Genomic DNA, 22,818 nt, shown 5'->3' with positions numbered 1-22,818 from the left:
ATTGTAAGTCCTTGTTTATTGGAATTTCACGACAGTCGCACCATTACCGCCTTGGTTTTGTGGCGCAAATTCATAGCTTTTCACACTGCGGTGATTTTTTAAAAATTCCGTTATTCCGGTTCTTAATGCACCTGTTCCTTTACCGTGAACAATGGTTACTTGTGGATAGCCCGCTAGAATCGCAGCATCAATGTATTGGTCAACTTCTGCCAATGCTTCTTCGTAGCGTTTGCCACGTAAGTCTAGTTGTGTGCCAACATGACTGCTTTCTGCAGAACGAACCGTTGTAACTCTTGGTTTTGCTTCTTTTTGTGGAGCGACAGGCGTCATATCCTCTTCAGATACGTTCATTTTTAAAATGCCTAATTGGACTTGCCATTGTCCTTTGCCGTTGTCTTTTAATAATGTCCCTCGTTGGCCGTAAGTATTGACAATTACTTCATCGCCAGCTTTTAATTTTTTCTGTTCTTTCGCCTTCTTCAGCACTTTGTTTTTAGCAAGCTTGGTTTCTTCGTGGTGTAATTGAGAAAGCTGTGTTTTCGCATCAATTAACTGATGTTCTTTGACACCACCTTGTTGGCCACTTTCCAATTGCATTTTGCGAATATCAGAAATAATGGTTTCTGCGTTTTCTTCCGCTTCTGCAATAATTTTATTTGCTTCTTTCCGCGCTTTTTGTAATTCTTTTTCTCGTTCTTCAAAAAATACTTGATAGGCTTCTTTCAGTTCTTTATGCAAAGCGGCCGATTCATCAACATAGTGGCGAGCTTCTAAATATTCAGTTTCGGCCATTTTGCGACGGTTTTCCAAGTCTTCAATCATTTCGTTTAAATCTTGACTTTCACCGTCCATTATTTGTTTTGCAGCTTCAATAATACTATTGTCTAATCCAAGACGTTTCGAAATTTCAAAAGCATTACTTCGGCCAGGCACGCCAATTAATAAACGATAGGTTGGACTCAAGGTATCTACATCAAATTCCATACTGGCATTGATTGTTCCAGCTCGATTATAGCCATACACTTTTAATTCAGGATAATGGGTTGTTGCCATCACATAAGCTCCTTTAGCGCCCAATGAATCTAAAATGGCAATCGCTAAAGCGGCCCCTTCTTGCGGATCTGTCCCAGCACCTAATTCATCAAACAGTACTAAACTTTGATGATCGACTTTCTTTAAGACAGACACGATATTCGTCATATGTGAAGAGAAAGTACTTAAACTTTGTTCAATCGATTGTTCATCCCCGATATCCGCAAATACTTCTGTAAAAATCCCCATTTTACTCTCTTCTTCAACTGGAATAGGTAGTCCAGCTTGGCCCATTAATTGTAAAAGACCTAACGTTTTCAGAGTAATGGTTTTCCCGCCGGTATTAGGCCCTGTAATCACAATTGCTTGATATTCTTCACCAATCACAATGTCATTGGCTACAGCTTTTTCTGGATCCAATAGCGGGTGCCGAGCTTGTTTAAAAACTACATGATTTGCTTGACTAATTTCTGGAACAACTGCTTTTAGTTCTTTTCCTAGTCGCGCCTTAGCATTAATAAAATCAAGTTTACCGATGACATAAGCATTATGCGTAATTTCACGGCGATAAGGGACCAACTCGGCCGACAGTTCTGCCAAGATGCGAGTAATCTCATTTCTTTCGGCAATTTGTTGTTGTCGCAAGCGATTATTCATTTCTAAAATTTGTTTAGGTTCAATAAATAAGGTTTGACCTGAAGCACTTTGATCGTGAACCACGCCACCAAAAATATTTTTATATTCTTGTTTGACTGGAATCACGTAGCGTTCATTTCGCATAGTAACAAGGGCATCACTCAGATAACGTGCGTTTTTCCCACGAATAATACTATCTAGTTCTTCTCGAATGGTCTGCTCACTACGACGAATATTTTGCCGAATTGCCTTTAAGGCTGGCGAAGCTTCATCTGTGACGTAGCCATCATCATCAATGGCTTGTTTGAGTTGGCGATTTAATTCAGGCAAAACTTCTAGTTGCTCTCGCCACATATATAAACGTTCAAAATCCACTTCATTTTCACTTAGCTCATCAAAAAAACGAGTCAGTTCTGAAGTAGTCGACAAGACACGGCCTACTTGTGCTAATTCTACACCATTTAAATCCGCACCAATTTCAATCCGTTTCATGTGTGGTTGGATATTTTCTAATTTAGGAATGGGGATTCCACCACGTAATCGTTGAACTTTTAAACCATCCTGTGTTTCATTTAGCCATGATTGAATTTTATTTTCATCAGCAATCGGTAATAATTCCGAAACTTCGTTTGTCCCCTGAGCTGTCACAATAAATTGCAACAACTGTTGTTTTACTTTATCAAACCCTAATGTTGATAGAATGCGCTGATTCATTTTTCCACCTACTTTTCTAACTTTTTCATTTGTTGAAAAGACTGAGACATAACATAAGAAGTTTCGCTTTGCTCACTTACTTCTTATCTCTATCTCAGTCCCATTCAGCTTTATTTCGTAATTGGTTCAACCCATAATTCATATGCTTGTTTTGTTAGAATTGGGGTATTTTTTACAATGCCTCGTGCCAAGCCACTTGACCGAAACTGATTTTGGACAATATCTGACGGAATCATTGACGCCGTAGCTAACACTAGAAAAAGACCCACGTATAATACAAGAACACTTAATACGCCACCTAATAGTCCATTTACCTGTTTCAAAACTGGAATAAATGTTAATCCATGTAAAAAGATAGCTAAAAAACGAACGACTAACCAGCCTGCAAACAGCAATAATAGAAACGCAACCGCTGAATAAAAGGCTTTGTCTAAGTCTAAAGAAATCTCTTGATTAAAAAAGACAAGCTTTGACGTTGGCGTAACCGATGGATATGGAATATACAATTCTAAATGAGAGGCGACCTCTTTGTAATAGGTTCGAGCAACAAAATATGAAATTAAGTAACCTACCGAATAGAGCACTTGTAAAATCAAGCCTCGTTTAGCTCCTGTATAAAATCCAAAGGCTAAAAGTAATAAAATAAGTATTGTTAACATCTTGTCATCCTTTCAGGAACTACTCCGAAACACCTTTATTTTGAATCTGCTGTTTTCGATTTTCATTCAAAATTTGTTGGGCTTCCACATGATTATGAATTTCTACATCTTCTTGTCCATTCTTTTTCAAAACATCCCGTGCTTCTTCTTCGATAATTTCCATTCGGCGCACACGATTCTCTAATTCAGCCAAACGAATGGTTTTCTGTTTTAAATCTGCTACTTGTTTTTCCAATTTTAAAGCATATTCTTGTTTTTTTAGTTGATCTGAAATTGCATTAATTGCTAATAAAACAGAAGCTTGTTCCGTATCAGTTTGCGGAGAAAGATGTTTAATTTCCGCCAGTTGTTCGTTGACAATTTTTGTGACTAAATCCATATGTTGTTTTGACTCTTGGCCAATAATTGTATACGTATGGTCTGCAATGATTGCTTTATATCGTGTTTTTTCATTTGATGCCATGTTGAGGTTCCCTCCTGTAAATCAATCCATTCTTGCTTATTGTACCATGAAAAAAAAGCGAAGCGCAATTTTCGTACAAATTCTCTCTTATTATATGCCACAAAGCGAAAAATTTAAAGATTTCTTTACAAGAACTCTGGCAATTTAAGAACGAATAGAAATTGTGTAGGAGAAAAAGCGTGGAACAAAAAGTCAAAGTGATTTTTGTCCCACGCTCAAAACCTGATAATCAGCTAAAAATGTTTGTTTCAGCTGTACTTTTTAAGGCTTAGTTAGTATCTTTCATCTTTTCTACACGTAAACAACGCATAGCATTTAAAACAGCGATAATAGTTACACCAACATCAGCAAACACTGCTGCTTGCATTGAAGCCAAGCCTAATGCACCTAGTACCAAAACAATGATTTTAACAGCAATCGCAAAGATAATGTTTTGTTTAACAATTCTCAATGTTTTTCTTGATAATTTAATCGCAGAGGCGATACGACTTGGTTCATCATTCATAATCACCACATCTGCAGCTTCAATTGCCGCGTCACTTCCTAAACCACCCATGGCAATCCCAACATCAGCCCGGGCTAAAACAGGTGCATCATTCATGCCGTCACCAACAAAGGCAACTTTGTTTTTAGGTGAAGATGCTTTTAACAACTCTTCTAAACGATCCACTTTGCCATCTGGTAAAAGTTCTGCATAAACTTTGTCAACACCAACTTCTTTTGCAATAGCTTCTGCAACTTGTTGATTGTCTCCAGTCAGCATAACAGTTTGTTTGACCCCTTCAGCTTTTAATTCTTTTATTGCTGAAATGGCATCTGGTTTCAATTGATCCGCAATCACTAAGTAGCCTGCAAATTGATTATCAATAGCGACAAAAATTAAAGTTCCCGCTTCCTTCACTTCTGGTGCTTCGATACCAAATTGTTTCATTAACTTCGCATTACCGACTAAAACTGTTTTGCCTTCAATTGTGGCTTTGATACCGTGTCCGGCAACCTCTTCAATTGCTGTTGCTGGAACAGTTTCTTTGCCATAGCTTTCTTTAATAGAAATAGCAATAGGATGAGTGGATAATTGTTCTGCTGTTGCTGTTAAACGTAACAACTCTTCTTCAGGTAAAACAACACTAGTTATGTTTTGAACCACAAAATTTCCTTTTGTTAGCGTACCAGTTTTATCAAAAACAATCGTTTCCGTATTCGCTAAAATTTCTAAATAGTTGCTTCCTTTAATTAAAACACCTAGTTTGCTGGCTCCGCCAATTCCACCGAAGAAACTTAAAGGAACAGAAATGACTAAGGCACATGGACAAGAAATAACCAAGAACGTTAATGCCCGATAAACCCATTCATTAATAGAAGTATCAGGGAAAATAAATGGTGGAATCACTGCCAATAAGACAGCTAAAACAACGACAACTGGTGTATAGTAACGAGCAAATTTAGAAATAAAGTTTTCTGCAGGGGCTTTTTTACTGCTAGCATTTTCAACTAAATCTAAAATTTTACTAACTGTTGAATCCCCAAATTTTTTTGTAACATTAATGGTCAAGGCCCCATTTTTATTGATAAAACCACCTAAGATTTCATCGCCGACTTTGACCGTTCTTGGAACGGATTCACCAGTCAACGCAGAGGTATCTACCATACTTGAGCCATCAATAATTTGACCATCTAATGGAACTTTTTCACCTGGTTTCACTAATATTTGTTGCCCAATTTCAATTGTATCTGGAGCGACCGCTTTTATTTGTCCATTTACTAAAAGATTTGCTGAATCCGGACGAATATCCATTAATTTGGCAATTGATTTTCTGGATTGATCAACCGCAGCACTTTGGAACCATTCGCCGACTTGGTAGAACAACATTACTGCCACAGCTTCGGGATATTCCCCAATAAAGAATGCCCCGATCGTTGCCACAGACATTAAAAAATTTTCATCAAACACTTCCCCACGAAAAATATTCGTTACCGCTCGTTTGACAATGTCGCCACCAATTAAGACATAAACGACTAAATAAGATGCCAAAGCAACCCAATTATTACTTGGTTTAATGATAATAAGTGCTAAAAATAAAACAAATGCAATAATGATACGAATTAAGCGATTATTATTTGGATTACGTCCTTCTTCTTCTTTGACATCTTTTAAAGAAATAACTTTGACATCTGGTTCTAACTTACCAATCACTGCACGCGCTTCATTTTCGACTTCTAAATCATGTCCTGATTCAACTTCCAGTGTCATTTTTTCAGCCATGAAGTCCACACGCGCTTTTTCTACTCCGTGAATTTTTTGGACAGATTTTTCAATTTTGTCAGCACAACTTGCACAATCAAGTCCTTCTAGTTTATAACTCTTTTGCATTTAAACACCTTCACTCCCTATATAATAGCGATTATTCCGTTTACATGAATAACCTTTCATGAATATATTATAAATGAAGGTGCAATCATATGTCAACCGCTTCACGTAATCTTTTTCTATTTTATAGACATAATGGCATAATTGCTGTAGGTGGAATGGATAACTGAGTAATAACTTTCGGATTGAGTCTATTGCTGCCTTTCCACCAAATTTTGGTTTGTTGGTGTTGAAACCAAGCACTTTGTTCAAAAGGTGCTGACAATGTTTGTAAGTGATGCACTTCGATTTGATTGGTTGCCTGCGGTTCTGTTGTGAAATCATGGGCCCGAATACCAATAGAATGACAAGAAATAGGAACTTCTTGTGTAACCATTAGTGTTTGTTGCCAACCAATCACTTGGACTCTGTGCGCATCTATGCGTTTAACAGGCCAAATATTTTTACAACCAGTGAGTTTAGCTGCTTCAATCGTTTGAGGTTGGTTAAATAATTGATTTGTTGCACCAAAAAGTGTTTTGCTTTTTGTGATTATCACTAAACTCTGACATAACTTATACAGTTCATCTAAACTATGACTCACGATTAAGGCATGTTGATTTAAATTACTTAATCGCTGTTGAAGTTCAATTTGCAGCTCTTCCTTTAAGGGTGCATCTAATGCGGAAAATGGCTCATCTAATAACAGGTAAGCCGGCTGAGCCGCTAGCATTCGCGCAAAAGCCACTCGTTGTCTTTGTCCTCCAGAAAGTTGACTAGGATATTGTTGTTGGACTTTAGTTAAGTGAAAAGACGCAAGCAATTGAGTGACCAATTGTAAATCTTTTGTCACGCACGTGAGATTTTCTACTACCGACAAATGAGGGAACAACGCATACTGCTGAAACAAAAGACCAATTTTTCGTTGTTGCGGCGACAAATTGATCTTTTTTTCAGCATCGAATAAGACTTGATCATTTAAAACAATCTGACCTTTATCCGCAGTCTCAACACCCGCAATACATTTTAATAACATACTCTTGCCACAACCAGAAGCACCTAAAATTCCTGTTGTTTGCGTCTTTGTTTCAAACTGAATTTGCAAAGTATGACTTTTCAATTCTTTTTGAATATCAACAATTAATCTCATTCCGACCTTCTCCAAGCGCGCTGACTAAAAAATTCCGTAAAAAATAAAATAATCAGGCAAAGTAATAACATAATCACAACATATTGATTGGCTAAGCGCCAATCCCCACTTGCTACAGCAGAGTAGATAGCTAAAGGAAGCGTTCTTGTTTTGCCAGCAATATTCCCTGCTAACATTGTCGTCGCTCCAAATTCGCCTAACCCACGGGCAAAGGCTAACACGCCACCGGCCAAGAGACCGTTCATCGACAAAGGTAGCGCAATTTTTCTAAAATATCGACTTTCCGAAAACCCAAGTGTCTGGGCTACCGCCAACAATTCACTATCCATTTGTTCAAACGCCGTTAAGGCTGAACGATACATTAAAGGAAATGAAACAGAAACGGCAGCAATAACCGTAGCTGGCCATGAAAAAACAACTTGAATGGCAAAAAAATCAAGTAAAAACTGACCCACTGGTTGCTGAACACCAAAAATAGTTAAGAGGAAAAAACCAAAAACAGTCGGCGGTAAAACTAATGGCAACGTAAATAAACTATTCAAAAGAATTTTTAATTTACGATTTTTCAAACGAAAAACAATATACGCAACGCCTGTTCCTAAAACAAAAGTAAATAAAATGGCGATTATTGCTGTCTGAAAAGATAAAAGAATTGGTCGAACATCCATTTTCCCACCTACTTTGTTAACTTAAAGCCAATATTTTCAAAATATTTTCTGCATTGTTGACTCTGTAAAAAATTTAAAAAAGCATCCGCTGATTTTTGTTTCTTAGAGGCGGCAACTTTACCAACTGGATAGATGATTGGCTTTTTCAAAGCAGCTTCAGGCATGGCCGCAACAATCGCTACTTTTGAATTGGTTGCTGCATCTGTCGCATAAACTAAGCCAGCTTCTGCACTTGCATTAGCTACCCATTCAAGGACTTCTGTTACATTCGTGCCAAAGCTTGCGTGTTTTTCTACATAGGACCAAGCACCTAAAGCTTTTAAGCCTTCTTCGGCATATTGACCAGCTGGAACACTCGCAGGATCACCAATTGCTATCATTTGGGCCTTTTTTAAATCAGAAAAATCATGCCACTTTGCTTGATCTTGATTAGGTACGATTAGAACGAGCTGGTTTTCCAATAAAGGAACGACACTTTTCTTATTAATTAGTTTTTCTGCAACCAATGCATTCATTTGTTTTGTCGAAGCCGAGAAAAATACATCGGCTTTTAGGCCTTTTTCAATTTGCATCTGTAATTTTCCAGAACTATCATAGGTTCCAGTTACCTGAATATCTGGATGCTCTTTTTCAAAGGCAGGAATAATTTTCTTCTCCATGACTGATTCTAAGCTAGCTGCTGCCGCAAGGGTTATTTCTTCTTTTTTTGTTGAAACTGTTTCTTTTTGCGGCTGATTTGTACATGCAGCAATTAGGGCAACTAAACTGAATAAACTAAGCAGGAACACAGCCTTTTTTTGTTTAGACATTTGAACGCCTCTTTTCTTTTATAAATACCCGCCATAACTCAAGTCAATAATTTCAGATTTTTTTATCACTTCTTTGGCCATTAATCTTGGTAATAACAAATCAAAAACCGTTTTTTCTGAAAATAAAACACCACCTGGTAAGCCAATGATCGTTTGCTCTCCTTTATAAGCCAGCAAAAACATTGAGCCTGGTAAGACTGGTGTCCCATGGGTTACGATTTCAGCACCTGTCTGCTTAATTGCTAACGGTGTCAAGTCATCAGGATCTACACTCATACCACCTGTACAAACAATCAGATCAAGCCCTTGTGCTAACATCTTTTTGATCGCAACAGTAATTTTTTGCGGCTGATCATCGACAATTTCTTGCTTGACAATCGTAACTAAAGGATACGCGGAGAACTTGGCTTTTAACACAGGGTAAAAAGCATCCTCAACCAATCCTGTGTAAACTTCACTGCCAGTAGTTACAATCCCGACCCGTATTTTTTTGAAAGGTTTCACAGAGATTAGTGGCTCAGACGTGCTGAGCTGGCGTGCCTTCTCTAATTGGCTTTTAGAAATCGTTAGTGGAATCACTCGAAAGGCTGCAACTTTTTCATCTTTCTGAACTTCTATATTGGTAATTTTAGTTGACAAGGCAAGACCTTCAATTTCATTTAAAGCAATTAATTTTTCTCGATTGACTTTTAAAAGACCTCTCGTGCTAGCTTTAGCAACAATTTTTCCTTCATGGACTTCACTCGGCTGACATGAGTCATCTGTTAACAGGTTATACAAAAATGTTGCTGCCTCTTCTTCATGTATTTCTGCTGGATCCAAGGAAACAAACAGATTTTTTTTCCCTAATGATAAAAGAATTGGAATATCTTCTTGAACAACTATATGTCCTTTTTTAAAACACACTTCCTTGGTCTTTCCATAGTCAATTCGCGTAATATCATGACTCAACGGAAGGCCAACTGCCTGTTCTGTTCGAATTGTTTTCATGGTTTATTCCTCATCATGTATGATTTTTTTATTTGTGATTAAATCCAAAGCGTGGGGCAAAACAGGCAACAAAAAATGCAAATGTTCTGTTACACTTTTTGGGCTACCAGGCAAATTAACAATGAGCGTGCGTCCTCTTTGAACAGAAACGCCTCGACTTAACATAGCAAATGGTGTTTTTTCCAAGCTAAGTTGACGCAAGCCCTCACTGATCCCAGGAATGATTCGCTCTGCTACACGTAAGGTAGCTTCTGGGGTCCGATCCCGTTCACTCAACCCTGTGCCGCCTGTCGTTAAAATCAAATCACAGGTCTTAGACCACTCTAGCAATAGCTCTACTAATTGATTTTCTTCATCTGGTAAAATGGTTTGTTTGGTTACCTGGTAGAGCACAGGTAACTGTTCACGAATCAAGGGACCCGATTGGTCGACAGCAAGTCCTTGAAAGCAACGATCACTTAATGTTACAATGCCCACTTTAAACAACGTCTAACTGGTCTCCTTTTTTAATATGACCTTCTGTCACAACAACTGCAAAGATTCCTTCTCTAGGCATGATGCAATCGCCCACTCGCGCATAAATCTGACAGTGTTTATGGCACTCTTTCCCAATTTGAGTAACCACCAATTCGGAATCGCCTATTTTCAATTTCGTTCCAACAGGTAATTGACGTAAATCAATCCCTGAGACGATTATGTTTTCCCCGAAAGCACCATTGCCAACCCGAGCTCCTTTTTCATTGAAAGCCGTTATTTCTTCAAAAGATAACAAACTGACTTGTCGATGCCAATTCCCGCCGTGCGCATCATTTTCTAATCCAAAGCCTTTAATTAAGTTGACTTCAGGAATTTCCTTTTTCTGTGTGCCTCTTCGTGGGCTAATATTTATTGCAATAATTTCTCCTGTTTTCATACTTACCCTCCTATTTGTGACATAAATCGTTGTTCTCCTTGTTGTTCCAAGAAAAGATGTTTTTCAGGCTTACAGGCAATGCCACTCTTGATAATCCCTAACAATTCTGCTGTTTGTTCCTTAGCTAAAGCTTCCTTTAACGAGTAGCCGTCTGCAGAATGCAGGCACGTTTTTAAATGGCCGTCTGCAGTAATTCGGATTCGATTGCACGTCTCGCAAAAACAATGCCCTAATGCACTAATAAAACCTATTTTCCCTTTAAAATCTTTTAAGGCGTAATAACTAGCAGGGCCATTGCCCAATGGTTTTTGGTATGGTTGCAACATTCCATAATGTTTGGTTAAAATGGCTTCTACTTCTTCTTGCTGCTTACCCGGATGCTCCTTTCCTAATCCAATTGGCATCATTTCAATGAAACGAAGATGGACAGTCTCTTTCTTAGCGATTTCAGCCAGTTCTACAATTGTTGCTTCACTTAGCTCTTTCCTAGCTACAGTATTAATTTTGATATTAGGTAGTCCCGCATCAATCGCTTGTTCTAAGCCCGCCAGAACATTCCTTAACTGACCAACTCTTGTTATTTCTCGAAATTCTTCTGGATCCAAAGTGTCTAAGCTAATATTAATGCCGTCCAAGCCCGCCTCTTTTAACCCTTGAGCCTCACGAGCTAACTTCATACCATTAGTTGTTAGGGTTACTTTTTCGATGCCTGAGATTTGCTTTATCCTTTTAATTAAAGAGAGTAAATTCGGTCTAACAAGCGGTTCACCACCTGTTAATTTAACTTTTTTGATGCCTTCTTTCGCTAATATCCTCAGTAAAAAAATAATCTCATCATCTGTTAGAAGCTGCTCTTTTTTTAAAAAGCAAAGACCTGTTGCTGGCATGCAATACGTGCAACGTAAGTCACAACGATCTGTTAAAGACAAACGAACATAATCAATTTCACGGTTAAATGCATCTTTCATGCTGTTCACTCATCACTTTCCTTTGATTTAATTGAAGAACGAATGAAATGACCACTGCGTCCACCATTTTTCTCTAATAAACCAATGTTTGTCATTGTCATTCCTCGATCAATTGCTTTACACATGTCATAAATTGTTAAGAGTCCTGCCTGCACACCTGTTAGCGCTTCCATTTCAACGCCAGTTGAACCCACTGTTTTTGTAAAGCAACGTACTTCTAAACAAGTTTGATTGCGCCAATTAAACTGAATTTCACACTTTGTCAAAGCAACCAAATGACACAAAGGAATCCATTCAAACGTTCGTTTTGCGGCGGTAATCCCAGCGACTCTTGCTACCTGTAATACTTCACCTTTTTTAATCATTTGGGTCTGGATCGCTTCTGCTGTCGCTTCCAACATGTGAATTTCTCCATAAGCGAGGGCTGTTCTTTCAGTGTCATTTTTTTCCGAAATATCAACCATATGCACTTCTCCTTGTGTATTCAAGTGCGTAAATTCCTTACTTTGAACCATTTCTCCACCTCACATTTGACATTTGTTAACGTTTACACAATACTTCTTTTTCAAGTGTATCACTCTTGCATCAAAAAAACAATCTGGCATCCATAATTTTTTTTAGCGAGAAATCGAAGTTAAAAAAGTTAAGCGACAAAAATTACGTGCTTTGCTTAGCCTGACCAGACTTTTGTCTAAGTCTTAAAACTTGATAAGCAATAAGAGGTCGGGACAGAAGTGCTTAACTCCGAGAAATAAGAAGGAATTTCCGAAAATTGTTCTATAATTTTTGGAGAATTTCGGCTTATTTCCGAAGGAGTTGCTTCTGTTCCCGCCGTTTATCAATTTTTAAGCCTGGAACAAAAATCCAAAATGATTTTTGTTCCAGGCTCTTACTTTCATACTAATCTTAGGTCAGGTTGTCATCAAGTTTGCCAATAATAGACTTTTACAAGCGCGCCTTTTTTGAGTAGTACACCAGCTGGTTGTTCTAGCAGGCAATTTGTTTCTAAAGTATTTGATAAATTGGATGAAAGATGACTTTTTGTCACTAAATTTACTGTGCCATCTATTTCTTTCGCTCGGTAAAATCGACGTAGTCTACTGGGGGCTAATTCATGCGCTAAAATTACTGTTCGTTCCTTTAGATTTAACTCAACACAATTAAAAAAAGTAGCTAATAATGTCCAGTAAAAAAGATGTAAATTAACCATTGCCGCAAACGGATTGCCTGAAACGCTTAAAATGAGTGTTTCTTGAAATTGACTTCCCATAACTGGGGTTCCAGGTTTCATATTTACAAAATGAAACAACTCTGTTCCTCCGATACGTTTAATCGCTAAAGGTAAATTGTCCTTTTCACCTACCGAAACACCACCACAAGTAATTAATAAATCAAGTTTTGGTGAAATCTCAATCAGCCTCTTCGCTAATTCTTCAGGGTCATCTGAACAATGGTCTAGGTGGATTACTTCATTACCACTCGCTTTGACAAAAGCTGCTAACATGTAGAGATTACTATTATAAATTTTCCCAACTGACAGCGGTTCTTCCAAAGAAACTAACTCACTACCGGTCGCTAAAATCCCCACTTTCATGCGCTTCAAAACAACAACTTTATCAATCCCTTGCATTGCCAACAAACCAATCATACGACTATTAATCTGTTGATGTTTTGCTAAAATTTTTTGCTGAAAAGCAATATCTTCTCCAATTTCCGCATAGTTTTGGCCCGCAGTGACAGAGCGAAAAATTTTAACATGGTCCTGCCCAAAATCCGTCCATTCTTGTGGCACTACAGCATCAAAATCGGTTGGAATAAAAGCACCTGTCGTTATTTTAATCGCACAGTTATTCGTCTGATTACAATAAAACATGGAATCCCCTGCCACTAAAGAACCAACGACTTTTAAACAACTTGGGCTTTCAGCAGTCGCACCTCGTGTTTCTACTGCACGAACGGCATACCCATCCATCCCGGCACGAGGAAAATGAGGAATCGCTGTCTCTGCAAAAATGGTTTCTCCGCTAATCCGCCCCAAGGAATCAAGCAGCGCCACTTCTTCTGTTTCACATTGACTCTTCATATGTTGGGTCATTTTCTCTCGTGCTTCTTCCAACTCGATCATGTTTTAACCATCCTTTTTTATTTATTCACTGGTTTAATCGCAACGGCACAAACTTTATATTCAGGAATTGTGGCGATATCATCAAATACAGCATTGGTAATTTCGTTAACATTCCCATCTGGAAAGTGGAATGTCATAAAGACTTCTTGCGGAAATACTCGATTTCCGACAGCCGCATAAGTTTCAATTTTGCCACGGCGAGAATGTACTTCCACTTTGTCACCTTCTTGGATTCCCAGAGCTTGTGCATCGACGGCATTTATCTCAATATAAGAGTGATTCGCTATTTGGTTAATCCCTTCCGTTCGTCCTGTCATTGCTCGGGTATTGTAATGGTAAAGCATTCGGCCTGTCGACATTAAATACGGGTACTCTTCATCTGGTAATTCTTGTGCTTGCTTATACGGAATTGCTTTAAATAAACCTTTCCCACGAGCAAAACTGCCCACATGCATAATCGGCGTACCTGGATCTGTCAAGCTCCGACAAGGCCATTGTAAGCTCTCCTTCTCTAAACGTTCATAATTAATTCCACCAAACGAAGGCGTCACAGCTGAAATTTCTTCCATAATTTCTTTTGCAGATTCATACGCACAAGGATAGCCCATCCGTGTCATGACTTCACAAAAAATTTCATAGTCTTCTCGCGCTTGTCCCCTTGGTTCAACAGCTTTGCGGACTCTTTGCACGCGCCGTTCTGTATTTGTAAATGTCCCGTCTTTTTCTGCATAACTGATGCCTGGTAAAACGACATCCGCATAAGCGGCCGTTTCGGTCATAAATAATTCTTGAACGACTAAAAAGTCTAAACTTTCTAAAGCTTGGCGAACATGTCCTGTGTCTGGATCCGTAACAATTGGATCTTCTCCAAAAATATAAAGGCCTTTGACGTTTCCTGCCGTTGCTGCTGGTAAGACTTTAGTAGAAGTTAAACCTGTGTTTCGATTTAACGGCACATGCCAAGCTTTTTCAAATTTGTCGATTACTTCTGGATTATTGACTTTTTGATAGCCTGGGAAATCATAAGGCATACAGCCCATATCACAGGAACCTTGAACATTATTTTGACCTCGCAAAGGATTGACACCACAGCCTGGTTTTCCAACTTTACCAACCAACATTGCCAAATTAGACATACTCATAACACCCTCAGTTCCTGTCGAATGTTCCGTTACGCCTAAACAATAAATGATTGGTGCTTTCTCTGCTTTTGCATACATGCGTGCTGCTTGAATTAGATCTTCTGGATGAATATGACAAATTTCTGCGACTTTTTCCGGCGTATAATCAGCCACCATTTTTTCTAAATCTGAAAATCCTTCTGTCCGTTCTTCAATAAAGTGGCGATCTGCTAAACCTTCTTTCAAAATCACATGCATCATGCCATTAGCAAATGCGACATTCGTTCCCGCCTGAACTTGTAAATGCAGTGCACTATCCTTCACTAAGTTAATTTTCCGCGGGTCAACAACAACAACTTGCGTTCCTCTTTGGATGGCTTGGCGAATTTGCGCACCAATAACTGGATGAGCTTCTTCTGGATTGGAACCTACTAATAAAATCATGTCGACATCTTCAGTGATATCAGCAATAGGATTGGTCATCGCACCAGAGCCTAAGGTTTGGGCTAAACCATGGACCGAAGCCGAATGACAAACACGGGCACAGTTATCAACGTTATTGGTACCAAAAGCAGCACGCACCATTTTTTGAAAGACATAATTATCTTCATTTGTCGCTCTAGAGCACGAAAAACCGGCAAGAGCATCCGCGCCGTTTTCTGCTTTAATTTCGTTAAATTTTGACGAAACAAGCGCTAAGGCTTCTTCCCAAGAAGCAGGTTCAAAAATCCCATTCCGTTTAATTAATGGCTCCGTTAAGCGATCTCCTGACCCAACAAATTTATATGAAGCAAATTTTCCTTTCACACAAAGTAAATTTTTATTAGCTGGTCCATCCAGGGGTTCAACACCCACCAAACGATTATTTTTAACGAGTAAATTCATCTGACAGCCTGTCCCACAATGCGGACAGGTTGTAGGGATTTTCTGGGTTTCCCATTTGCGGTACTCTTTCGTATCTTTTGCTGTTAACGCACCTGTAGGACAGGAAGAGACACAATTGCCACATGATTCACAGATAGATTGATCAAACGGCTGCCCATAACTTGGCATCATTTTTGTTTCAAAGCCACGATTAGCAATACTAAGTACATCTCTTCCCTGCCGCAATTGACAGACACGGACACAACGACGACACATGATACACTTTTCTGGATCATAAGAGAAAAATGGATTACTGGTATCTTCTTGGTGGCAAGGCATTCTTTTCCCCTCGGTAAAGCTAGTGGCATCAATCCCATAATCTAGCGCATACTGTTGTAATTGACAATCCCCGTTTTTTCCACAAGAAAAACATTCTAATTTATGATTACTCAATAATAAATCAAGAATAAAACGTCTGGAATCAGCAACTTTTTCAGAATGCGTTGACACAACCATGTCCTCTTGACAATGTGCCGTACAAGCAGTTGTTAAGCCACCACGTCGGCCGCCTTCCACCTCAACCACGCACATCCGACAAGAACCATCAGGCGCTAATTCTTTTAAATGACAGAGCGTTGGGATTTCAACACCTAGCCCTTTCGCTGCTTCGAGAATGGTAGTCCCTTTAGGCACAGTTACTTCTTGGTTATCAATAGACAACGTAACTGTTTGCGTATGCAACTTTGTTTTCATTTTTACCAACCTCCTTTGCTGGTGGCATAGATTTCTGTTTCAGCAGTCGTTTCAAATTCTTCTGGAAACAAAGCCAATGCACTCTTCATTGAAGTTGCGACGGATTGGCCCAAACCACAAGCTGATAATCGCGTGACATGCGTGAGCATCTTTTCCAATCGTGGCAAATCACTAGCTGTTGCCTCTTTCCGATTGAATTTACTCAATAATTCCAAAATCCTAGTTGTTCCCAATCGACAAGGGGTGCATTTACCACAGGACTCATGAGCAAAAAAGGCCGCCACGTGTACTAAATAGTCCACAACATTGACTGAATCATCCATTACTACAATTGCACCAGAGCCGACAGATAAGTCATGGGTCCATAAATCTTCGTAGGAATACAAACAATCCCTTAACGTTGCGACAGCACCAATTGGACCGGATTGTCCACCGAAGTGAATAAATTTCAATGCTCGACCAGTTGCAGAGCCTCCGCCGTATTGCTCGCCATAAATTATTTCTTCTAATGGTGTTCCAAGGTTGACCTCGTATAAGCCCCGATTTTTAATATGTCCAGACAAACAAATTAGCTTTGTTCCGCCGCCATCGGCAGTACCCATCTCTAAAAAGGCTTGTCCACCTTCTCGTAAAATTACAGGAACACTTGCAAATGATTCAACATTATTCACTAATGTTGGTTGCAAATATAAGCCAACATCTGCTAAGTGTGGTGGTTTGACACGCGGCCGCCCCGTTTTTCCTTCAATTGAATTTAAAAGTGCTGAATTTTCCCCACAAATATAGGCGCCAGCACCAGAAATAATCGTAATATCATAATTAAATCCTTCAATTCCTAAAATGTTTTCCCCTAAAAAGCCAGCTTGTCGTGCATTATCGAGTGCTTCTTGAAATGTTTTTTGGATTCTGCGATATTCTCCTCGCATATAAATATAACCTGCTTTTGCTGAAAATAAATAGCCAGCAATGATCATTCCTTCAATCACACTCAATGGATCTTCAGATAAAAGTACTTTATCCTTAAAGGTCCCTGGTTCGCCTTCATCAGCATTACAAACAATGTACTTTGTGGTTCCTTTTGCATGATAAAGATGGCGCCATTTTTTTCCTAAAGGATAGGCTGCTCCACCGCGACCTCTTAAGTGCGCAATATCCAGTTCGTTTAAAATTTCTTCATCCGATAGTGAAATTGCTCTTTTTAAACCATCAAATCCATCGTATTTACAATATTCAGCAACATCGGTCGCAGATTGCATTTTCCCCATTCTCTCTAATAACATTGGTTGGTTTCTCTTAAGCATTGACTCACCTCCTACAATCCTTCATAGCAATCATTTTGCAAATGTTGAATTAATTGATAAATTTTCTCTTCTGTTAGTTGGCTAAAAACGGTGTCCTTAATTTTAATTACTGGACCTAAATCACAAGCCCCAATACAAGGAATACTGTGATACATAAATAAGCCATCTGGGGTCGGCTGATTCTCTGGCACTTCTAAAATGGTTTCTAAAACCTCTGCAACCATCGCTCCACCAGTATAATGACACGGCGTACTGTTACAAATCTTCAAGACATACTTCGCTTGCGGTTCCGTCTTTAAAATGGCATAGAAACTGACGATTTCATAGACTCGCGCTTCCGTTAAATGTAGATGCTCTGCAACTAATTGAGCTGTTTCCTGATCGATATACCCTTCCTCTGAAGCAAATTGTAATTCAATTAAAATATTTAAAATTCGTTGTGGATCAGCATCGTTTTCTAGAATAATCGCTTCTTTTTCAATTAAGCTTAATGCACACATTCCTTTTTATTCCCCCTTTTTAGTGAAACTTGAAGTTGTTCTCCTTGATAATAGATACGCAATTCTTTTGGTATTTCAGCAGATAGTAAACAAAAATCGGCTTTATCTATGACTTTTTTTGCTGATTCTTTTTGGCGATTCTGGTTATTCATCATAAGAAATAGTCCTGGCTGCACAACATTACGTAATGAATTTGATTCACAAATGATTAATGCTTGGGCCGGCACAGCTTTCAGAAATTGCTGAATGGCTTCCGCCAAATTTTCTTGAAAAACTTTCAATAGAAAAACTTTTTGACAACCTGCAGCTAATAATTTCATGGTATCTTTATTGCCAATCGTCTCTTGCTCTTCTACTAATTCATAACCAGCTGTAATACTGGTACAAATTCCGCATCCTTTTGTGCCTCGTTGACACACCCCTCGTTGACCACTAATCGTAATAATCTTCAAGCCATAAATTGGATAGACTTCTTGGTACTGTTTAATAAGGTCTTCGGCTAATGTCGTTTTGCCACTATTCCGACCAGTAGATCCAATTTGAATCATGTTTGGTACCTCAATTGCCATAGAGCTCCTCCGTCTGAATCGTTTTCTCAACTCTTGGTTTGACAGTTGCTGGTTTTGTCATAAAGATCAATGGTACGGCCATAAAAAGACTGCCCCCTACCGCATTGCCTAAAAATACCCATAGTGTATTTTGCAAATAATCCCACCAACTGATTGTGGTGCTTTGTGAAAAAATTGCCGCTGGAATAATAAATGCATTGGCGACCACGTGTTGAAACCCACAAACAACGAAAACCATGACAGGAAACCATAAGCCAAACATTTTACCTAAATATGATTTTGCCAACGCTCCGAGATAAACCGCTAAACAAACAAAAATATTACAGCCAATCCCTGAAACAAAAGCAACTAGCGGTGGATCAGCAATTTTCGCCTGAGCAACTGCGACTGTTTTATCCAGAAACGCACCTTCAGTTAACCCAACAATATGGCCAAATAAATATGCCACAAGAAATCCGCCTAGACAATTGGTCAATAAAACAACTATCCAGTTATAACAAAGAGCGCCCACTCGAACCTTTTTTTGTAATACGCCTAATGTCATTACCATCATATTGCCTGTTGCTAACTCACCACCAATAAAAGTAAGCGCTATCAATCCAACTGGAAATAAAGCTCCACCCAGAAAGTTGTTAAAACTTCCCCATTCTGTGGGGGCAGTTCCAGTGATACGAATAAACGCCAAGTAACCCAGTGCAATACAAAAACCAGCCATGATGCCTAAAATACAGAGCCGAACAAACGATAATTTCCCTTTCATTTCTGCCTTATCACCTAAGCTTGCAACTATTTCTTCACTACTGAAAAAATCCATTACGATTCCTCCTTTTTATCGATACCACTGAGACAATTCTTCTTTTCGATTGACATTTTTAAGTTGATTCTCTTTTGATAGTTGCACCGTTTTTACAGATAGATGCTCAAATTCTTGCCGAATCTGATAGTTATTTTGCGCAAGCTGTTTTTGAAATGTTGGTAAACAAGAACATCGATAAAAGCCAAATAATGGTTCTTGACGACCTTCAAAATCAAAGATTGTTACTTGATTTTGTCCACGCTTAGAGGCTAACTGATACACAAGTTTAGGAGAAAAAGTTGGTATATCACAGGCAATTACAAACACTTCAGCTTTCTGAGTATAGTTCATTGCTGTCACAATCCCACCTAATGGCCCCTTTCCAAGATACATATCTTGAATGATTGTGCATTTTCTAAACGCCTTAGGAAATTTTTGACTATCATTCGTTACTAAAATAACCTCTTCGAACAGTTCCATTAACTTTTCAGCTGTTTGCAAGATCACGTATTGGCCTTGAATTTTCAATAATGCTTTATCAAATCCCATCCGTGAACTTTTCCCGCCGCATAACAGCACTGCTGTACAATCAGCAATAATTTTCGCCACTCCTTTACCATAATTTTTATTAGTTCAAAAAAATATTTTTTAGTCATGTATTAAGTCTATTATAAGACATCCCTCGTACAAGTCAATTCCTTTTAAAAAAAAGAACGAGAAAAAGAGTCTCTCTTTTTCTCGTTCTACCTTATTCATCTGTTTGACGTTTTATTTCTTCAATCTCAATGCGTAATGATTTTCGTTTCTCAATGGCGACATAAACCAAGCCAATCAAAAAGGGTAACACAAAGCTACCAAATCGATACAGTAAAACAGATGCTACAGCATCAACATTGCCGACCAATGGTTTAAACAACAATAAGTAAACAAATTCAAATGGACCAATGCCAGCAGGTGTCGGAATAACTCCTGAAAGAATAACAGCAAAACTGGTAAAGGACATCACTAATAATAAATCAATATTCGGGTGATTTTCTACTAAAACAATGTAAGGAATAATGTACCAAAATAATAATTTAAATACATTCCATGAAAAGATTCGAAGCAACGCTGAGCGATCTTGTGTAATTGTTTGGACAGCCGCCCGCAAGGAATAGATTTGTAAATTACAATTATCCACCCAATCTCTTAGTTTTGGTCGTTTAAACCAACGATTGGCAAACTTAACCAATAAAACTTGCAACTTTAAGCTACTAGATAAAATAAGTAATGCTGCAATTATTACTAATGTTAAAATAACACCTGCTAAAATGAATGGAATCATCTTAGGCGCATTTTCATAAAACAGGGAAAATTGAATAATCAAACCAATAATTGCTAAAAAAATCACGGCTGCTTTGTACATAATCATATGTAATGCCGTTATCCCCACACTTTTAGAAACAGGAATTCCCTTTTTCTTATAAAAATAAATTTCTGAAAGCAAGGTTCCCGTGCCAAATGAAATAATCCGATAAAATGCTACATAACAAGAAGTAAAAAAACCATCCACTGTCGTAAAGTCTTTGTTAAAATAACGAGCTATTTCCTTGATTGAGCGCCCTTCTGCAAATTGATAAACTACACCAAAAAAAATAACAGCAATCAGCACCAGCCAACTTGTTTCCATCAGTTGAGCAAAAATATCACTTAATGAATTATCCATGACATAAAAGATTACGCCTAAAACGATAATCATTAACAACATATTTAAGCCAATTTTTACTTTTCCTTTCATCGCTTCTCCTTTTTTGTTCTTACTTAAACGTTAGATAGATGCAACTAATCATCGCGATTACGCCAATTGAATAACACAATGCAAAAACTGGTTTTTGGGTTTTATGATGAAATTTCTTTTGTCCCATTAGCCCACCTAAACCGCCACCGACAAGTCCTATCGTCAATAAGCGGCGTTCTGGAATACGCCAGTTCCCACGTTTTGCTTGTTTTTTATCATAACCCATCATACTAAACAATACTAAATTAATGACGAGGAGATAAATGATTACTATCCACTGAAGCATTCTTTCTGGCCTCCTAACTAGTTACTGTACTAGGATACCTTGTTCTGATTCTAATTGCAAAAAAATTTTCAATGACTCATGAAACTACAACAGGAAAGTAAGCTCTCGGTTGCCCGTTTTCTTACTTTCCTATTGAGTGCCTCATTTATTTTGCATTTAATTCAGCAATTTTAATAATCACATTGGTCGCTTTTTCCATGGCTTGTAATGAAACAAATTCAAAACGGCCATGCATATTTTCGCCACCAGCAAAGATATTTGGTGTTGGAATCCCTAAATAAGAAATTTTTGAGCCATCCGTTCCACCGCGAACAGGTTCAATAATTGGTTGAATTGACAATTCTTCCATTGCTTGTTTAGCAATTTCGACAATGGACATATCTTTTTCAATCACTTCTCGCATATTATAGTATTGATCAAATAAATCAACTTTAATTCGTTCTTCATCAAATGGTGCATTCAATGTTTGCTGAATTTCTTTAATTTTAGCTTTACGTGCTTCAAAAATCTCGCGATTGTGATCGCGAATAATATATGTCATTGTAGCTTCTTCTGGCGTTCCAGCAAACGCTGCTAAATGATAAAAGCCTTCTTCACCTTCTGTTTTTTCTGGAACTTCGTCAGCAGGTAAGGCATTATGGAAATCAATTCCTAATTGTAACGCATTAATCATTGTATTTTTTGCTGTTCCTGGATGAACGTTTTTCCCTTGAATTGTAATTTCTGCTTGCGCCGCATTAAACGTTTCAAATTGTAATTCACCTACTGGTCCGCCATCCATTGTATAAGCAAAATCCACGTTAAATTGAGCGACATCAAATTTGTCGGCACCTACACCAATTTCTTCGTCAGGACCGAAAGCCACACGAATGGTGCCATGTTTAATTTCTGGGTGATTAATTAAATATTCCATGGCTGTCATTATTTCCGCAATACCTGATTTATCATCAGCCCCTAATAAAGTGGTACCATCGGTTGTGATAAGTGTTTCACCACGATAATTTTTTAAGTTAGGAAAGTCTTTCGTATTTAAAGTGAATTTGCCTTCTTTATCTAAAGGAATCGTTGATTCTCCGTCATAGTTCTCAACAATTTGCGGAGAAACATTCACTGCATTAAAATCAGCGGTATCCATATGGGCAATAAAGCCGATTGAACGAACGTCTTTCTCCACGTTACTAGGTAACGTAGCAATTACAAAACCATTTGTTTCGTTATAAATAACATCGCTCATTCCTAATTCTTCTAATTCTTTTTTTAAGGTTTGTGCAAAGGCTACTTGTGTTTGTGTTGATGGTGTCGTTGTGCTTGTTGCATCTGAGCGTGTTTCTGTTTTCACATAGCGTAAAAAACGAGGTAATAAATTTTCATACATAA

Annotated in this window: 22 protein-coding genes; all 22 read right to left on the bottom strand. The window is 38.3% G+C overall.

Features of this window, described 5'->3' with window-relative positions; all coding sequences use genetic code 11:
* Positions 1 to 15: 15 nt before the first annotated feature.
* Positions 16 to 2,382 carry an endonuclease MutS2 gene (locus MKZ30_RS06160; protein ID WP_033600560.1) on the bottom strand — a complete coding sequence of 789 codons (2,367 nt, stop codon included), beginning with the start codon at positions 2,380 to 2,382 and terminating at the stop codon, positions 16 to 18.
* A gap of 110 nt (positions 2,383 to 2,492) precedes the next feature.
* On the bottom strand, positions 2,493 to 3,041 hold the full coding sequence (locus MKZ30_RS06155) for a CvpA family protein (RefSeq protein WP_002357705.1): 549 nt from the start codon (positions 3,039 to 3,041) through the stop codon (positions 2,493 to 2,495).
* A 19-nt stretch (positions 3,042 to 3,060) separates the two neighbouring features.
* The gene (zapA, locus tag MKZ30_RS06150) at positions 3,061 to 3,504 is read right to left on the bottom strand and encodes a cell division protein ZapA (RefSeq protein WP_002357706.1); all 444 of its coding nucleotides are present in this window, start codon (positions 3,502 to 3,504) and stop codon (positions 3,061 to 3,063) included.
* Positions 3,505 to 3,772: 268 nt separating this feature from the next.
* Positions 3,773 to 5,875 carry a heavy metal translocating P-type ATPase gene (locus MKZ30_RS06145; protein ID WP_033600561.1) on the bottom strand — a complete coding sequence of 701 codons (2,103 nt, stop codon included), beginning with the start codon at positions 5,873 to 5,875 and terminating at the stop codon, positions 3,773 to 3,775.
* A gap of 121 nt (positions 5,876 to 5,996) precedes the next feature.
* Positions 5,997 to 7,001 carry an ATP-binding cassette domain-containing protein gene (locus MKZ30_RS06140; protein ID WP_002419761.1) on the bottom strand — a complete coding sequence of 335 codons (1,005 nt, stop codon included), beginning with the start codon at positions 6,999 to 7,001 and terminating at the stop codon, positions 5,997 to 5,999.
* Positions 6,998 to 7,669, bottom strand: a complete 672-nt coding sequence (gene modB, locus MKZ30_RS06135; protein ID WP_033600562.1) for a molybdate ABC transporter permease subunit — start codon at positions 7,667 to 7,669, stop codon at positions 6,998 to 7,000. The genes MKZ30_RS06140 and modB overlap by 4 nt, the downstream gene beginning before the upstream one ends.
* A gap of 8 nt (positions 7,670 to 7,677) precedes the next feature.
* Positions 7,678 to 8,478, bottom strand: a complete 801-nt coding sequence (modA, locus tag MKZ30_RS06130; RefSeq protein WP_002360416.1) for a molybdate ABC transporter substrate-binding protein — start codon at positions 8,476 to 8,478, stop codon at positions 7,678 to 7,680.
* An 18-nt stretch (positions 8,479 to 8,496) separates the two neighbouring features.
* Positions 8,497 to 9,468 carry a molybdopterin-binding protein gene (locus tag MKZ30_RS06125; protein ID WP_010816491.1) on the bottom strand — a complete coding sequence of 324 codons (972 nt, stop codon included), beginning with the start codon at positions 9,466 to 9,468 and terminating at the stop codon, positions 8,497 to 8,499.
* Positions 9,469 to 9,471: 3 nt separating this feature from the next.
* Complete coding sequence (locus MKZ30_RS06120) at positions 9,472 to 9,954, bottom strand: MogA/MoaB family molybdenum cofactor biosynthesis protein (protein ID WP_002410705.1); 483 nt, start codon at positions 9,952 to 9,954, stop codon at positions 9,472 to 9,474.
* A complete protein-coding gene (locus MKZ30_RS06115) occupies positions 9,947 to 10,381 on the bottom strand; it encodes an MOSC domain-containing protein (protein WP_002410706.1) in 435 nt (144 codons plus the stop codon). The genes MKZ30_RS06120 and MKZ30_RS06115 overlap by 8 nt, the downstream gene beginning before the upstream one ends.
* 2 nt (positions 10,382 to 10,383) lie before the next feature.
* Positions 10,384 to 11,358 carry a GTP 3',8-cyclase MoaA gene (gene moaA / locus MKZ30_RS06110; protein WP_080120437.1) on the bottom strand — a complete coding sequence of 325 codons (975 nt, stop codon included), beginning with the start codon at positions 11,356 to 11,358 and terminating at the stop codon, positions 10,384 to 10,386.
* Positions 11,355 to 11,864, bottom strand: a complete 510-nt coding sequence (gene moaC, locus MKZ30_RS06105) for a cyclic pyranopterin monophosphate synthase MoaC (RefSeq protein ID WP_033600564.1) — start codon at positions 11,862 to 11,864, stop codon at positions 11,355 to 11,357. Before moaC ends, moaA begins: the two co-directional genes overlap by 4 nt.
* A gap of 407 nt (positions 11,865 to 12,271) precedes the next feature.
* Positions 12,272 to 13,474, bottom strand: coding sequence for a molybdopterin molybdotransferase MoeA (locus MKZ30_RS06100; RefSeq protein WP_002384572.1), 1,203 nt, complete (start codon positions 13,472 to 13,474; stop codon positions 12,272 to 12,274).
* A 17-nt stretch (positions 13,475 to 13,491) separates the two neighbouring features.
* Complete coding sequence (fdhF, locus tag MKZ30_RS06095; RefSeq protein WP_033601179.1) at positions 13,492 to 16,212, bottom strand: formate dehydrogenase subunit alpha; 2,721 nt, start codon at positions 16,210 to 16,212, stop codon at positions 13,492 to 13,494.
* Positions 16,213 to 16,214: 2 nt separating this feature from the next.
* Positions 16,215 to 17,513 carry a complex I 51 kDa subunit family protein gene (locus MKZ30_RS06090; protein WP_033601181.1) on the bottom strand — a complete coding sequence of 433 codons (1,299 nt, stop codon included), beginning with the start codon at positions 17,511 to 17,513 and terminating at the stop codon, positions 16,215 to 16,217.
* A gap of 11 nt (positions 17,514 to 17,524) precedes the next feature.
* A complete protein-coding gene (locus tag MKZ30_RS06085) occupies positions 17,525 to 18,013 on the bottom strand; it encodes an NADH-quinone oxidoreductase subunit NuoE family protein (protein ID WP_002357722.1) in 489 nt (162 codons plus the stop codon).
* Complete coding sequence (locus tag MKZ30_RS06080; protein WP_002419767.1) at positions 18,001 to 18,582, bottom strand: hypothetical protein; 582 nt, start codon at positions 18,580 to 18,582, stop codon at positions 18,001 to 18,003. The genes MKZ30_RS06085 and MKZ30_RS06080 overlap by 13 nt, the downstream gene beginning before the upstream one ends.
* The gene (locus MKZ30_RS06075; RefSeq protein ID WP_010816487.1) at positions 18,572 to 19,396 is read right to left on the bottom strand and encodes a formate/nitrite transporter family protein; all 825 of its coding nucleotides are present in this window, start codon (positions 19,394 to 19,396) and stop codon (positions 18,572 to 18,574) included. Before MKZ30_RS06075 ends, MKZ30_RS06080 begins: the two co-directional genes overlap by 11 nt.
* 15 nt (positions 19,397 to 19,411) lie before the next feature.
* A complete protein-coding gene (gene mobA, locus MKZ30_RS06070) occupies positions 19,412 to 19,987 on the bottom strand; it encodes a molybdenum cofactor guanylyltransferase (protein WP_002361748.1) in 576 nt (191 codons plus the stop codon).
* A 139-nt stretch (positions 19,988 to 20,126) separates the two neighbouring features.
* Entirely contained in the window at positions 20,127 to 21,155 is a 1,029-nt protein-coding gene (locus MKZ30_RS06065) for a lysylphosphatidylglycerol synthase transmembrane domain-containing protein (RefSeq protein WP_002360426.1), read from the bottom strand.
* Positions 21,156 to 21,174: 19 nt separating this feature from the next.
* Complete coding sequence (locus MKZ30_RS06060; protein WP_002384578.1) at positions 21,175 to 21,441, bottom strand: DUF1294 domain-containing protein; 267 nt, start codon at positions 21,439 to 21,441, stop codon at positions 21,175 to 21,177.
* A gap of 145 nt (positions 21,442 to 21,586) precedes the next feature.
* Entirely contained in the window at positions 21,587 to 22,816 is a 1,230-nt protein-coding gene (pepT, locus tag MKZ30_RS06055) for a peptidase T (protein ID WP_002384579.1), read from the bottom strand.
* Positions 22,817 to 22,818: the final 2 nt, after the last annotated feature.

Origin of the sequence: Enterococcus sp. LX10, from assembly GCF_023539285.1 — a bacterium.
GTDB classification, from domain to species: domain Bacteria; phylum Bacillota; class Bacilli; order Lactobacillales; family Enterococcaceae; genus Enterococcus; species Enterococcus faecalis.
The sequence above is the reverse complement of the archived record's forward strand: the minus strand, read 5'-3'. Positions and strand labels throughout refer to the sequence as shown.

Excerpts from the sequence above, each read along its gene's own strand:
- MKZ30_RS06160 (WP_033600560.1), bottom strand. The coding sequence starts at position 2,382 with ATGAATCAGCGCATTCTATCAACATTAGGGTTTGATAAAGTAAAACAA.
- MKZ30_RS06155 (WP_002357705.1), bottom strand. The coding sequence starts at position 3,041 with ATGTTAACAATACTTATTTTATTACTTTTAGCCTTTGGATTTTATACA.
- zapA (WP_002357706.1), bottom strand. The coding sequence starts at position 3,504 with ATGGCATCAAATGAAAAAACACGATATAAAGCAATCATTGCAGACCAT.
- MKZ30_RS06145 (WP_033600561.1), bottom strand. The coding sequence starts at position 5,875 with ATGCAAAAGAGTTATAAACTAGAAGGACTTGATTGTGCAAGTTGTGCT.
- MKZ30_RS06140 (WP_002419761.1), bottom strand. The coding sequence starts at position 7,001 with ATGAGATTAATTGTTGATATTCAAAAAGAATTGAAAAGTCATACTTTG.
- modB (WP_033600562.1), bottom strand. The coding sequence starts at position 7,669 with ATGGATGTTCGACCAATTCTTTTATCTTTTCAGACAGCAATAATCGCC.
- modA (WP_002360416.1), bottom strand. The coding sequence starts at position 8,478 with ATGTCTAAACAAAAAAAGGCTGTGTTCCTGCTTAGTTTATTCAGTTTA.
- MKZ30_RS06125 (WP_010816491.1), bottom strand. The coding sequence starts at position 9,468 with ATGAAAACAATTCGAACAGAACAGGCAGTTGGCCTTCCGTTGAGTCAT.
- MKZ30_RS06115 (WP_002410706.1), bottom strand. The coding sequence starts at position 10,381 with ATGAAAACAGGAGAAATTATTGCAATAAATATTAGCCCACGAAGAGGC.
- moaC (WP_033600564.1), bottom strand. The coding sequence starts at position 11,864 with ATGGTTCAAAGTAAGGAATTTACGCACTTGAATACACAAGGAGAAGTG.
- MKZ30_RS06100 (WP_002384572.1), bottom strand. The coding sequence starts at position 13,474 with ATGATCGAGTTGGAAGAAGCACGAGAGAAAATGACCCAACATATGAAG.
- fdhF (WP_033601179.1), bottom strand. The coding sequence starts at position 16,212 with ATGAAAACAAAGTTGCATACGCAAACAGTTACGTTGTCTATTGATAAC.
- MKZ30_RS06090 (WP_033601181.1), bottom strand. The coding sequence starts at position 17,513 with ATGCTTAAGAGAAACCAACCAATGTTATTAGAGAGAATGGGGAAAATG.
- MKZ30_RS06085 (WP_002357722.1), bottom strand. The coding sequence starts at position 18,013 with ATGTGTGCATTAAGCTTAATTGAAAAAGAAGCGATTATTCTAGAAAAC.
- MKZ30_RS06080 (WP_002419767.1), bottom strand. The coding sequence starts at position 18,582 with ATGGCAATTGAGGTACCAAACATGATTCAAATTGGATCTACTGGTCGG.
- MKZ30_RS06075 (WP_010816487.1), bottom strand. The coding sequence starts at position 19,396 with ATGGATTTTTTCAGTAGTGAAGAAATAGTTGCAAGCTTAGGTGATAAG.
- MKZ30_RS06065 (WP_002360426.1), bottom strand. The coding sequence starts at position 21,155 with ATGAAAGGAAAAGTAAAAATTGGCTTAAATATGTTGTTAATGATTATC.
- MKZ30_RS06060 (WP_002384578.1), bottom strand. The coding sequence starts at position 21,441 with ATGCTTCAGTGGATAGTAATCATTTATCTCCTCGTCATTAATTTAGTA.
- pepT (WP_002384579.1), bottom strand. The coding sequence starts at position 22,816 with ATGTATGAAAATTTATTACCTCGTTTTTTACGCTATGTGAAAACAGAA.